Origin of the sequence: Gemmobacter aquarius, assembly GCF_003060865.1 — a bacterium.
Lineage (GTDB): Bacteria > Pseudomonadota > Alphaproteobacteria > Rhodobacterales > Rhodobacteraceae > Paragemmobacter > Paragemmobacter aquarius.
Genome location: NZ_CP028918.1, coordinates 1,012,788 through 1,025,278, shown reverse-complemented (window position 1 = coordinate 1,025,278; position 12,491 = coordinate 1,012,788). Strand labels below are relative to the sequence as shown.

General features: G+C 68.4%; 13 protein-coding genes and 1 pseudogene. 6 read left to right on the top strand and 8 right to left on the bottom strand.

Features of this window, described 5'->3' with window-relative positions:
* Positions 1-26: 26 nt before the first annotated feature.
* The 3 genes and pseudogenes from HYN69_RS04965 to HYN69_RS20480 all read left to right on the top strand — a co-directional run bounded on the left by HYN69_RS04965 (position 27) and on the right by HYN69_RS20480 (position 3,157).
* On the top strand, positions 27-725 hold the full coding sequence (locus HYN69_RS04965) for a molecular chaperone DjiA (RefSeq protein ID WP_108434775.1): 699 nt from the start codon (positions 27-29) through the stop codon (positions 723-725).
* Between the two features lie 8 nt (positions 726-733).
* Positions 734-1,770, top strand: a pseudogene (locus HYN69_RS04960) (endonuclease/exonuclease/phosphatase family protein).
* Between the two features lie 175 nt (positions 1,771-1,945).
* Positions 1,946-3,157, top strand: coding sequence for a hypothetical protein (locus HYN69_RS20480; protein ID WP_159082364.1), 1,212 nt, complete (start codon positions 1,946-1,948; stop codon positions 3,155-3,157).
* A 98-nt stretch (positions 3,158-3,255) separates the two neighbouring features.
* On the opposite strand, the gene HYN69_RS04945 is transcribed toward HYN69_RS20480, so the two are convergent.
* The 3 genes from HYN69_RS04945 to HYN69_RS04935 form a co-directional block, all read right to left on the bottom strand.
* Positions 3,256-4,812 (bottom strand): trimethylamine methyltransferase family protein, encoded by a 1,557-nt coding sequence (locus HYN69_RS04945; RefSeq protein ID WP_108434773.1) that lies wholly within the window; start codon positions 4,810-4,812, stop codon positions 3,256-3,258.
* A gap of 134 nt (positions 4,813-4,946) precedes the next feature.
* Positions 4,947-5,642 carry an HAD family hydrolase gene (locus HYN69_RS04940; protein ID WP_108437039.1) on the bottom strand — a complete coding sequence of 232 codons (696 nt, stop codon included), beginning with the start codon at positions 5,640-5,642 and terminating at the stop codon, positions 4,947-4,949.
* A gap of 202 nt (positions 5,643-5,844) precedes the next feature.
* Positions 5,845-6,123, bottom strand: a complete 279-nt coding sequence (locus HYN69_RS04935; RefSeq protein ID WP_108434772.1) for a DUF3572 domain-containing protein — start codon at positions 6,121-6,123, stop codon at positions 5,845-5,847.
* Between the two features lie 163 nt (positions 6,124-6,286).
* Here HYN69_RS04935 and HYN69_RS04930 point away from each other — a divergent pair, with 163 nt between their 5' ends.
* Positions 6,287-7,645 (top strand): diguanylate cyclase, encoded by a 1,359-nt coding sequence (locus HYN69_RS04930; RefSeq protein WP_108434771.1) that lies wholly within the window; start codon positions 6,287-6,289, stop codon positions 7,643-7,645.
* Between the two features lie 266 nt (positions 7,646-7,911).
* On the opposite strand, the gene HYN69_RS04925 is transcribed toward HYN69_RS04930, so the two are convergent.
* The 4 genes from HYN69_RS04925 to HYN69_RS04910 form a co-directional block, all read right to left on the bottom strand.
* The gene (locus HYN69_RS04925; RefSeq protein WP_230426486.1) at positions 7,912-8,379 is read right to left on the bottom strand and encodes a periplasmic heavy metal sensor; all 468 of its coding nucleotides are present in this window, start codon (positions 8,377-8,379) and stop codon (positions 7,912-7,914) included.
* Positions 8,380-8,414: 35 nt separating this feature from the next.
* Positions 8,415-8,753: a dihydroorotate dehydrogenase gene (locus tag HYN69_RS04920; RefSeq protein ID WP_108434769.1), complete on the bottom strand. Its 339-nt coding sequence runs from the start codon at positions 8,751-8,753 to the stop codon at positions 8,415-8,417.
* Positions 8,743-9,351 carry an RNA polymerase sigma factor gene (locus HYN69_RS04915; protein ID WP_108434768.1) on the bottom strand — a complete coding sequence of 203 codons (609 nt, stop codon included), beginning with the start codon at positions 9,349-9,351 and terminating at the stop codon, positions 8,743-8,745. Before HYN69_RS04915 ends, HYN69_RS04920 begins: the two co-directional genes overlap by 11 nt.
* An 86-nt stretch (positions 9,352-9,437) precedes the next feature.
* Positions 9,438-9,992: an EF-hand domain-containing protein gene (locus tag HYN69_RS04910; protein WP_108434767.1), complete on the bottom strand. Its 555-nt coding sequence runs from the start codon at positions 9,990-9,992 to the stop codon at positions 9,438-9,440.
* 254 nt (positions 9,993-10,246) lie between these two features.
* On the opposite strand from HYN69_RS04910, the gene HYN69_RS04905 reads away from it, so the two are divergent.
* The gene (locus HYN69_RS04905; protein ID WP_108434766.1) at positions 10,247-10,636 is read left to right on the top strand and encodes a DUF983 domain-containing protein; all 390 of its coding nucleotides are present in this window, start codon (positions 10,247-10,249) and stop codon (positions 10,634-10,636) included.
* Positions 10,609-11,253: an NUDIX hydrolase gene (locus HYN69_RS04900; RefSeq protein WP_108434765.1), complete on the top strand. Its 645-nt coding sequence runs from the start codon at positions 10,609-10,611 to the stop codon at positions 11,251-11,253. The genes HYN69_RS04905 and HYN69_RS04900 overlap by 28 nt, the downstream gene beginning before the upstream one ends.
* Before the next feature lie 7 nt (positions 11,254-11,260).
* On the opposite strand, the gene HYN69_RS04895 is transcribed toward HYN69_RS04900, so the two are convergent.
* Positions 11,261-12,151, bottom strand: a complete 891-nt coding sequence (locus HYN69_RS04895) for an EamA family transporter (RefSeq protein WP_108434764.1) — start codon at positions 12,149-12,151, stop codon at positions 11,261-11,263.
* Between the last annotated feature and the right edge of the window lie 340 nt (positions 12,152-12,491).

Sequence of the window (12,491 nt, the reverse complement as noted above, 5' to 3'; positions counted from 1 at the left end):
CCGCCCGCGCGGTCTAACATGGCGCCATGTCACTCTGGACCCGTATCGCCGACGCCCTTTCCGCCCTGACCGCAGGCGAACCGCTTTCGGCGGTGTTCGACAGGCTGCGCGGCACCACCCCCGACACCCCCGACCATTCCGTCGGCTTCACCATCGCCGTCATCGCCCTTGGCGCGAAAATGGCCAAGGCCGACGGCCAGGTGACCCGCGCCGAAGTCGCCGCATTCCGGCGCATCTTCACCATAGACGAGGCCGAAGAACAAAACGCCGCCCGCGTCTTCAATCTTGCCCGCCAGGACGTGGCCGGTTTCGATGCCTACGCCCGCAAGATCGCCGCGATGTTCGGCACCGAAAACCGCGACACCCTGCGCGACCTTTTGGAGGGCCTCTTCCACATCGCGCTGGCCGACGGCACATGGCACCCCCGCGAAGAAGAATTCCTGCACGAGGTCGCCCGCATCTTCGGCCTCGATGACCGCTGCTTTTCCGCCATCCGCGCCCGCTTCATCGAGGGTGCGCCCCGCGACCCCTTCGACGTGCTCGGCGTGCCGCCCGATGCCACGCTCGCAGAAATCCGCACCGCGTGGAAAGCTCTCGTGCGCGAAAGTCACCCCGACCGCATGATCGCCCGCGGCGTCCCGGCCGAGGCGGTCAAACTCGCCGAACGCCGCCTGATCGACATCAACGCGGCATGGGAAGAAATCTCCAACCGCCGCGCCGCCTGATGTCGCCATTGCGGCCCCCCTTGCGTCTGGCCACCTATAACGTCGAATGGTTCAACTCCCTCTTTGACGATGCAGGCCACCCGCAAGACGATGCCGAACCGTCAGGCCGCTACGGCATCTCCCGCGCCAGCCAGCTTGCCGCCCTGCGCGCCGTGTTCAAAGCCCTCGACGCCGATGGCATCATGGTCATCGAGGCCCCCGACACCGGATCGCGCCGCAAATCCACCCGTGCCCTTGAAACCTTCGCCGCCAGCGCGGGCCTTCGTGCCCGCAAGGCGCTCACAGGCTTTCCGTCCGAAACCGAACAGGAAATCTCCTTCCTCTACGATCCCGACCGCCTGACCGCCCGCCACGACCCGATGGGCAAACCCACCACCCCCTTCGGCGCGCATGACGCCCCGCGCTTCGATGGCACCTTCCGCTACGACCTCGACGCCGATGGCACCTCGGAACAGATCCGCTTCTCCAAACCACCGCTCGAAATCGCTCTCGCCACCCCCGACCGCACCCTGCGCCTGATCGGCGTCCATCTGAAATCGAAAGCCGCCCACGGCCACCGCACGCCAGCCGAGTTCCTTCGCATCTCGATCGACAACCGCCGCAAACAACTGGCCGAGTGCATCTGGCTGCGCCAACGCGTCGATGCCCATCTCGCCACGGGCGACAGCGTCATCGTCATGGGCGACCTCAACGACGGGCCGGGCCTCGACGAATACGAAAAACTCTTTGGCCGCTCGGGCGTCGAGGTGGTGATCGGCACCACCCTCCCCCCGAACGCCGCCTCTGCGACCCCCACGCGAGGATGGAACTTGCCCAGCGCGTCGGCCTCGCCCCCACCACCGCCCGCTTCTTCCTGCCCGACCAGAACCAGTGGTTCGAGGCGCTCCTCGATTTCATCATGCTCTCGCCCGACCTCTGCACCCCCGCCCCGCACTGGCGCATCTGGCACCCGCTGAACGACCCCGCAGTGGTGGCGAACCCCGCCCTCGCGGCAGCCCTGCTCGCCGCCTCCGACCACTTCCCCGTCACGCTCGACCTCGCCTGATCCGGCCACAAACGGCCAGCCACCCCCGCCACGTCTGGCAAATGCCTGAAATCGCTAGCGAAACCAGACGCAGCGGCCCCATACACCCCCGACATTTCGGGAACATCCCCCGCCCGCATGCGTTCCTCGCCAGATGGCCGATCCCCCTCGCGCCCCCTGAACAAGGATGCCACCCATGCCCCGCCTGTCCCGCCTTGCCCTCCTCCTCGGCAGCCTCGCGCTCCCCGTGGCCACCCTCGTCCCCGCCACCCTCGCAGCCTTCCCCACCGCCGCCGAGGCAAAGAACGACAAGGGCGACCAGGGCAACGGCAATGGCGGCAACAAAGACAGCGCAAGCGATGACCAATCCGACAGCGGGTCCGACGGAGAAACCGACACCGGATCAGGCGGCGACCTCGGCGGAGCAGTCGGCGGGGCAGTCGGCGGGGCAGTCGGCGGGGCAGTCGGCGGGGCAGTCGACGGCACCACCGGCAGCGGCAATGCCGGAAACGAAAACGGCGGCTCAGGCGGCAGCGGCAGCGGTTCCGGCTCTGGCTCTGGCTCTGGCTCTGGCTCTGGCTCTGGCTCTGGCTCTGGCTCTGGCCCTGGCAGCAACGGCAACGGCGGCTCTGGTTCCAGCGGCAACGGAAACGGCAGCAGTTCCGGCGGCACTGGCTCTGGCGGGAACACCGGCAACGGCACCGACGGCGGCAACGGCACCGGCAGTACCCCCACCTCGCCGCCCCCCCGACCCGAACCTGTCCCCCAACCCGAACCCGTAACCTCCACCTCCGGTGACGGCGCAGACATCCCCGCCCCCCCGCGAACCACCCGCGTCATCGGCCGCGACCTGAACCGGCTTGCCCCCTATGCCGAAGCGCTCCTGCGGCTCGACCGCGCCCGCGCCACCCGCGACGCGGCCGCCGCAGACCTCGCCCGCCTGCAAGCGATGGGGCCGCAGGCCCGCGCCCGCGCCTTCCCGGCAGACGGTCCCACCATCGACCGCGCCGCCCTTCAGGCCGACCTCGACCGCCTCGCCCCCTTTGCCGAAGATCACACCCGCCTGAAATCGCTGACCGAGGCGGAAAAGGCCCAACTCTTCCCCGCCCCAACCGGCCATGACGAAGCCGCCTATCAAGCCGCCCTCGCCCGCTACGCCCCGAACGCCGCAGACTACGAGGCGCTGAAATCCCTGCCCGAAGACCGGCTTCGCACCCTCTACCCCGGCGGCAGACCGACCAGCACATACCGCAGCGCCCTCGCCCGCGCCGAAACCCGCCGCACCGCCGCCGAAACCGGACTCTCCCGAGCGACAGCCGAAGCAAACCGCCTCGCCGCCCTCTTGATCGGCCCCCGCCCGCTCACCGCCGCCGAAGCAGACTATCTCTCGGCCTACATGAACGGCTGAAGGAAAGCTTACCCGCCGACCGCCGGGGGTTTCACCCCCGGACCCCCAGAGTATTTTCCGCAAGGATGAACGGGGGGAAGCGCGCCTGTGTCGACCGATCAGAAATCGGTCGGCGCGCCACCCTCTTGCTTTCGCTTGGCCACAAAGCGGCGCAGCTCTTCCTGATGCGTGTCGTTCATTTCGGGTGCCACGAATTCCTCGAGGATATGCTTGTAGATCCGGTGCGCCCGCTCGGGCGTCCAGACCGCCCCGTCGATCTGCCACGCCTCGAAATTGCGCCAATCGCTGACAAAGGGCGCATAGAACGCAGTCGAATAGCGGTCCTGCGTGTGCTGGCAGCCAAAGTAATGCCCGCCCGCCCCCACTTCCTTGATCGCGTCAAAGGCCAGATCGTCATCCGTGGTGGCGAAAGTCGCCTCCTCGAAATAGCGCTGGATCATCTGCAACACTTCGCAGTCCATCACGAACTTTTCGGGCGACGCGATCAGCCCGCCCTCCAGCCAACCGGCCGCGTGATAGACCATGTTGGTCCCCGACTGTACCGCCGCCCACAGGCTGTTCGACGTCTCCCACATCGCCTGCCCGTCCGGCACGTTGGCCGCGCAGACGCCCGAAGACCGCATCGGCAACCCGTAGAACCGCACCAACTGCCCCGTCATCTGCGTCGCCCGCATGTATTCCGGCGTGCCAAAGGCGGGCGCGCCCGACTTCATGTCGACGTTGCTGGTAAAGGTGCCGATCGCAACCGGACAGCCCGGATTGATGTATTGCAACAGCGCCACCGCAGCCAGTGCCTCGGCCAGCGACAGCGCCACCGCCCCCGCCATGGTGACAGGTGCCATCGCACCGGCCAGTGTAAAGGGCGTCACCACCACGGGCTGGCCGCGCTTGGCCAGCCGCATCGCACCATCCAGCATCGGATAGTCATGCTTCAGCGGCGAAACCGAGTTGATGTTGGTATACATGCGCGGCTTTGCGGTGAACTCCTCTTCCGAAAGCCCCCCCGCGATCCGCGTCATCTCCATCACATCCTCGACCCGCTCGGCGCCCAGCGAATAGGCGTGAACCACCTTGTCCGTCAGCGTCAGCTTTTCATAAAGGCAATCGAGGTGCCGCACCGACGGGTGGATGTCGATCGGCTCGACCGGATAGCCCCCCGCGATATGGATGCAGTTGAAATACTGCGTCAGCTTGATGAATTCCTTGAAGGTCTCGAAATCGCCCGACCGCTTGCCGCGCTCCAGATCCCAGGCGTTCGGCGGCGAACTCACGTTCACGAACACCATATGCTTGCCGCCGATGATCAATTCGCGATCCGGATTGCGCGGCGTGATGGTGAACGACGACGGAGCATGCGACAGCATCTCCATCACAAAGTCCTCGTCCATCTTGACGTTGGTGCCCTCGACCTTGCAGCCCGCCTTTTTCAGGTAAGCCACCGCATCGGGGTTCAGGAACTCGATCCCGATTTCCCGCAGGATCCGCATCGCCGCCTTGTGCATCCGCTGCACGCCATCGGCATCCAAAGGTTCGGTCGGACGGTCGGGGTTGACCGGAATCCGCCACGGCATCTGGTCGATGATCGCGCTGCCCGCACGGCTCTTGTTGCCCGCCCGCCCTCCGGCGCGGCGCTTGCGTCCCGGCTCTTCGTTCATCGTCGCTCTCCACGGTCTGGCTGCCCCGAAACACGGGCCTGACCGCCAACATGGCGAAAGCGGACGCAAGACGACACTCCGCCGCCGACGCAAAAGGGTCGTTTTTCCGCAACGCCTCCCCGCCAGCCGCAGCCTCAGCCCGCCGCGCCGCCGTCCAGCCAAGCAGGAAGCGCGCCGATATCGGCCAGCACCACGTCGGCATGCGGCGCCAACTCCGCCACCTCGGCAATCCCCGTCAGCACCGCCACCGCCCGCATCCCCGCCGCCCGTCCGGCTTCGAGGTCATGCCGGCTGTCGCCCACCATCGCCACCCGCGCAGGGTCCAGCCCGAACCGCGCGGCAAAGGCCGCACACATTCCCGGCCCCGGCTTCGGCCCATAGCCCGAATCATATCCGGCGACGAAATCGAAAAATTCGGTGATGTCATGCGCCGCCAGATGCGCCCGCGCCGGCGCTTCCGTGTCATTGGTCGCAAGCCCCACCCGCAACCCCCGCGCCTTCAATGCGGAAAGCAACGGCCGCAGCGGCACTGCAGGCGTCATGGTGGCGGTTGCGGCCCGCGCGTTGATCTCGTCCATCACCCCGGCATGGCTGCGCCCGGGCAGATGCGGCAGCAGACAAGCCGCGACATCGGCAGCGGTCGCCGCAATCACCGGACTGTCCGGCGCAAAGACCCCGCTCTCGACATCGAAGCCAATGGCCGCCCCCATCTCGCGGGCATGGGCCGCGTCGCGGCCCAGATCGCCAAGCAGATGCCGCGCCCAACCGCCCCAACTGGCACGGAAATCAAACAGCGTCCCGTCCTTGTCGAAAATGATGCCGTCGATCATAAAAGCCACCCCGCGCAATCCGGCCCCGATCCTCGCCGCGCCACGCATCAAAGGCAACCACCTTGCGTTTCACCTTTGCCCAAATACTCACGGCGCTCCGCCCGACACCGGCGCTCCGCCGCAAACCTGCCCCCGTCCCGTAGGGTGGGTGCTCTGCACCCACCACTCCCGCCCCGGCAAAGGTGGGTGCACAGCACCCACCCTACGTCCAGTGAAACGCCTGCCCCCCCGGCAAGACCGCCCGCGCCGCCATCGGCACACCATAGGCAAGCCCGTTCGCATCGCAGAACGCGATGACCCAGGCATCCTCCATCATCACGAAATCAAGCACCGCCCCCAGAAACTCGGGCTTTCCCGCAGCCTCGGCCACATCGCCCGCCCCCGCGCCCGATGCGCCCAGAAAGCTGCCGAACAGCTCGTCCTCCGACGCAAGCCACGCCAGCGCCTGCAACCCTACCGTTTCCGCCTGATCCTGCCGCATCTTATCCACATCTTTCCGCCGCCCCGCACCGCCCGGCCGCAGAATAGGGCGAATTTTCTGCAATCCGGAAACCTTTGCTTAACCCTTTGGTAGGATTCTGTGAACCAAGATCGACCCAAGGGGCCAAGATGGCGCCGACACGAAAAGGCAAGACGGGGCCGCAATGGCAGGCAGGATACTGATCGTCGACGACACGGCGGTGAACCGCATCGTGATGAACGTCAAGCTCGCAGGGGCCTGCTATGCCACGTCCACGGCCTCGAACGGCGCGGCGGCACTTCACGCTCTGGCCACCGATCGCCCCGACCTCGTCCTTCTCGACCTCGACCTGCCCGACATGTCCGGCCTCGATGTGCTCGCCGCCATCCGCCGCGACCGCCGCCTGCACGACCTGCCGGTCATCATCCTCACCGCCAACCCGACCCGCGAAGCCCGTCTTGCCAGCCTCTCTGCCGGGGCCGACGATATCCTCGTCAAACCCGTGAACGACGAACTGCTGCTGGCCCGCACCCGCAGCCTGCTGCGCCGCGCCTCCGAAGACCGCCCCCCCGCCGACTTTGGCACTGCCCCCGCGCCCTGGCACATGGCCGACCCCCCCGCCCCTTTCGAACGCCCCGGCCTCGTCGCCGTCGCCACCCACCGCAGCGACCTGCGCCTGCGCCTCACGCGCGACCTCGCCCGTCGCACCGGCCATTCCGTCACCCCCCTCAGCCGCGAAGAGGCGCTCGCCCTCACCCCCGACGCCCACCCCCTGCCCGAGGCCTTCATTCTCGACGCAGACAGCGGCACCGGCCTGCATTTCGTCTCGGAAATCCGCTCGCGCCCCTCGTCGATGCACAGCGGCGTCATCCTGCTGTGCGATGGCGCCAAGCAAGCGGCCACCGCCTATGACATGGGCGTGGACGAGGTGGTGCCCCTCGATGCCCAGACCGACGAAATCGCCCTGCGCCTCGCCTCGGTCCTGCGCCGCGCCCGCAATGCCGAACAGCACCGCCAATCGTTGCGCGACGGGATGCGCCTTGCCCTTACCGATGATCTGACGGGTCTGTGGAACCGCCGCTACGCCGAGCGTGAACTTGACCAGATCGCCAACCGCGCCCGCCATGAGGGCCGGCCCTTCGCCCTGTTCTTCGTCGATCGCGACCGCTTCAAGCAGGTGAACGACCGCTTCGGTCATGGCACGGGCGATCTCGTGCTCGTCGCGGTGGCCCGCAGCCTACAGGCCACCCTGCGCCCCGCCGACATGCTGGCCCGCATCGGGGGCGAGGAATTCCTTCTCGCCCTGCCCGGCCTCGACCTCGATCAGGCCCGCGGCGTCGCCGAACGCATCTGCGAAACCATCCGCACCCTCGACATCGGAATAGCCGCCGACCCGCCGCTTCGCATCACCGTCTCGATCGGCGTCGCCATCGGCACCGGCGCCGAACCGGTCGAGGGGCTGCGCGACCGCGCCGACCGCGCCCTTCTCGCCGCCAAGGCGAAAGGCCGCGACCGCGTCGCCACCGACCGCCGCGCCGCCTGACCCCGCCGCGCTAGCCCGTTCCGGTCCAAGCGGGGTATCCAGTCAAAGTGTTGACTGCCACGCCCCCCGCCGCAGTGCCTGCCGTCTATCGGCGGTCCCATCGCCCGCACCCGCCATCGCGCCGCGGGCAAAAAGCGGCACGCCGCCTCCCGCTCCGGGAACAGGCCGCCACCATCGAAACATCGGCCCCGCAACGCCCGCCCAACCCGACCAACAGCCCAGCCGATAACCCGTCACGCCACTCCCGGCGCTCGCCGATCCCCGCCTCAGCCGCCCGCGCCGCGACGCTCCGGCCCGCGCCGCAAGCCCTCTTCCAGCCGGTCGGCGAAAGCCGCCCGCGCCTCGGGCGTCATCGCCTCGATCCGCCCGACCAGCAGGTCCTGCCCGACCGCCAGCCGCCCTGCCATGCGCTCCGACTGGCCCGCGATCAGGCCACGCACCGCCGCCACGTCGAAAGGCTCGGCCCGCAGCGCCAAAAGCAAACCCTTGAAATCGGCCCGCATCTGCCGCCGCGCGTCGCGCATCTCGGGCATCCGCTGCATGAACTCCTGCCGCAGGGCTGCGCGGTCTGCCGGAGCAAGCGCCTCGGTGAACGGACCCAGCGCCAGATCGTTCCCCATCCGCCCGCGTGGCCCGCCGTCGCGCAGCACCGCCCCCGCGACCAGCCCTATGACCAACAGGTTCAGCGCCACCGAAATCGCAAGCGCGATCCGCACCCCCTTGCCGTTCCTCACCTCCGCCCCTTCCGCACCAGCCCGATCCATCCCGCTCACTCCCCCGCCCACAGGCTGGCCGCATCCGGCATCAACTCGACCGACGCCGCCTGAACACCCAGCACCGCATCGGCAAACTCCGTCACCTGCGCGGGCTGCACGAAGCCCAGCGCCACCCCGGCCAAAGCCGCCCCGCCCATGCCGGCCAAGGCCCCGAAGCCTCCGAACACCTCGGCCAGCCGCGCAAACAGCCCGCGCCGCTGCCGCCGCGCAACCAGCGCAGGCCGCGGCTGTTCGGCCAGCCCGTCCGCCAGCACCCGCGCCATCAGCGCCTCCGAAGGCTCTATCCGCCGCGACCGCGCCGCGACCCAAAGATCGTCGAGTTCATCCGCCATCGCCAACTCCTTCCCCGTATCCCAAAGCCCCGCGCCGCCCCTGCAACAGGACGGCCAAGGCCCGCTTGGCACGGGCGGTCAGACTTTCCACCGCCTCGACACCCATGTCCATCACTGCCGCGATCTCGGGGTTCGACAACCCCTCGAGATGCCGCAAAACCAGCGCCTGCCGCTGCCGCTCGGGCAATTCGGCCAGGGCCGCGTCCAGCGCCGCCATCCGGTCGGCCTCGATCAGCCCCGCCTCGGCGCCCGCCGCCCCGTCGGCCACCTCGGGCACATCGTCCGTCCCCACCGGACCCCGCCGCCCCCGCGCGCGCAACCGGTCGGTGCACAGGTTCGTCACCACGCGGTAAAGCCATGTGGAAACCTGCGCCTCGCCCGTCCGCCAGCCCGCAGCCGCCCGCCACAGCCGCAGCATCGCCTCTTGCGCCACGTCCTCGGCCTCGGTCCGGTCGCCCAGCAGACGCGCCGCATAACCCAGCACCCGCGGTACCAGCCGCGCGGTCAATTCCCGCGCAGCCGCCGCATCGCCCGTGGCGTAAAGCGCCAGCAAAGCCTCGTCCGTCAGGCGGTCCATCGTGTCGCGGGGCATATCCATCCTGCATCGGGCTTAGCCGTTCCGGCCCTTGCGAGCAAAGAAAACCCGCAGCCCCCCAAGGGCGCTGCGGGCAGCACGCGCCTTGCTCAGTTGCCGCCGCCAAAGAACCAGCCGCGATGGTGCCCGCCACCACGGCGACCACCTTCCCCGTCACCGCCCCGCATCGCCATCATCTTCTCGCGTGCGGCGGCAATCTCGGCCTCGGTCACCGCCCCGTCACCATCCGCGTCGATCCGGCCGAACATCCCCGCAGGCGCAGGCCGCGCCGCCAGTTCCGCCGCCGTCAAGGTGCCATCCCCGTCCGCATCCAGCCGCGCGATCATGCGGTCGGCCATCTCGGTCGCCCGTGCCTCCAGCCGCACCATATGCATCGCCTTCAACTCGGCAGCGGTGATCTTGCCGTCCTTGTCGGCATCGATCCCGGCCACCTCGGCCGCACGGAAGGCCTGCAACTCGGCTTCGGTCACCTTGCCGTCCTTGTCGGCATCGACGGCGGCAAAGTCGAACATCGCCATCGGCCCCATGCCGTCGCCCATCTCCATCCCGTCCGCCCCGCGGGCAAAGGCCGCCCCGCCAAGGCTTACCCCGCCAAGAACCGAAAGCATCAGGGCCGCAAGAACCGTCTTTTTGGTGGTGGTCATCTTGTCTCTCCATCAACAGGCGCAGGTTCCTCCCGCCGCCTTCATGACCCTCAAACGCCCCGCCCGCCCGCTTCCGTCGCGCCTGTCGCAAAAATCGCGCAGAAAATCTTTCCGCTTCCCTCCGCCCCGCCGTTCGTTCACATAAACCCCGTTTGCTGTGGCGATCTGTCCCCTACGCATCCGGTCCCGGACTGCTTAGGTATCACGCCTCACCCGACGATGACGACGCGCACCACCCCAAAGGACCACGGCAGATGCCACACGCACAGGCCCATGCTGCACATGACAGCGAAGAACGCCCGCTCAAGCCCGCCCTTTTGCGCGGCTGGCGTCGGCGCTGCCCCAATTGCGGCTCTGGCCCCATGCTGCGCGGCTATCTGAAAGTGCGCGACAGCTGCCCCGTCTGCGGCGAGGCATTGCACCACCAGCGCGCCGATGACGGCCCCGCCTATCTGACGATCCTGATCGTCGGCCACCTGATGGCCCCGCTGATCCTGTGGGCCTTCACCCATTACCGCCCCGATCCCTTGGTGCTTGCCACCGTCTTTTCGATAGGCACGGTCGCGCTCTCGCTCTACCTTCTGCCCCGATTGAAGGGCGCGATGGTGGGGATGCAATGGGCCAAGCGGATGCACGGATTCTGAAACCCGAGGCGAAACCCGAACCGATCCGCGACGCGGCCACGGTCGTGGTGCTGCGCCATGATGCGGGCGGTGCGCGCGTGCTGATGGGCCAGCGCGGCGCGGCCGCCGTCTTCATGCCGTCGAAATACGTCTTCCCCGGCGGCGGCGTCGACCCTTCTGACCGCGCAGCCCCCCGCACTGGCCTCATCTCGCCCACCTGCGCCGAACGCCTGCTGCGCCACCCCACCGGCGCCGACCCCGAACCCGACGCCCTCGCCACCGCCGCCCTGCGCGAACTGGCCGAAGAAACCGGCCTCCACCTGACCGAAACCCCCGAACCGCCTCTGCGCTTCATCTTCCGCGCCATCACGCCCCCGGGCCGGTCACGCCGCTTCGATGCCCGCTTCTTCCTGATCGACGCCGCCCGCATCGCCGGCGACCCCGACGATTTCACAGATGCCTCCGACGAACTCGGCCACCTGCACTGGATCGGCCTGACCGAAGCCCGCGCCCTCGATCTCCCCTTCATCACCGAAGTCGTCCTCGCCGAGGTCGCCGCAACCCTGAACGGCGCGCCGGACCTCGGCACCCCCTTCTTCGACAATTCCGGCCCCGTCCCGACATTCAGGCGTCTCTAACCCGCCCCTAGGCGACCGAAACGATCCCCACCACCGCCAGCGCCAGCAGCCCGATCCCGCACAGCTCGCGCAAACTCACCCGCTCGCGAAAGACCAGTACCGACGCCGCGACCGAAAAGATCAACTCCACCTGCCCGAGCGACCGCACATAGGCCGCGTTCATCAGCGCGAATGCGGTGAACCACAAAAGCGATCCGACCATGCTGTTGGCCCCCACCGGCGCGGTCGCCCGCCAGCCCCGCGCCACCCGCGCAAGCTCGGCCCGGTCGCGCCAGACCAGCCAGCCCCCCATCGCCACCGTCTGGAACGAGGTCACAGCCGCCAGCGCCACGGTTGCCCGAAACAGCGCATCGGGCGAGGCAACGGCCAGCGTCGCCCCGCGATAGCCGATGGCCGAAAGCGCAAAAAAGGCACCCCCCGCCAGCCCCAGCGCCGCCCCGCGGTTCCAGAACCCGCCCCAGCCACCTTGCGGAAACGACAACAGCATCACCCCAACGGTCCCGAGCAGGATCGCCCCCCACCCCAACCCCGAAACCGGTTCGCCAAGGATCAGCGCCGAAAACGCCGCAACCTGTATCGTCTCCGATTTGGTAAAGGCCGACCCGACCGCGAAACTCCGCTCCGAAAACAGCGCGACGGTGCACAGCGTGCCGAATATCTGCCCCACCGCGCCGGCCAGCACGTAAGCGACGAAACTGCCCTGCACCGGCACCAGCGGATGCCCCAGCGCGACCAGCACAGCCAGAAGCGCCAAAGCCAAGGGTGCCGCAAACAGGAACCGCGCGAACGAGGCCCCCACCGTCGAAAGCCCCAGCCCCTTCAGCCGCTTCTGCTGCATCAACCGCAAGGTCTGCAACGCCGCCGCCCCGATGGTCAGGATGATCCACAACTGTCCCATCCCGCCTTCTCGCCCGCCCCGCGCAGGATGACCAGAGCGCTCAGCCGGCACAAAGCCCACCAGACCACCGCCCCGCCCCCCACTTCCACACCCCGAACGCCACACCCCGACCTGCCACCCTCACCCAAACACCCCGCCCCTCCCGACCACCCCGATCCCGCCACCAACGACACGCGCTCCCGACACATCCCCCTGAAGCCAAGGCGCCTCATAAAAGCGCGTCCCCCTCCCCGCTCCAAACCGCCAACGCTCCCACCCCCTCCGGCGCCACCAAAAGACCGCTCCGAACTCCACGCCTCACCCTGTCGCCCCTTACCCCTAACACCCCTCCCCTCCCGAC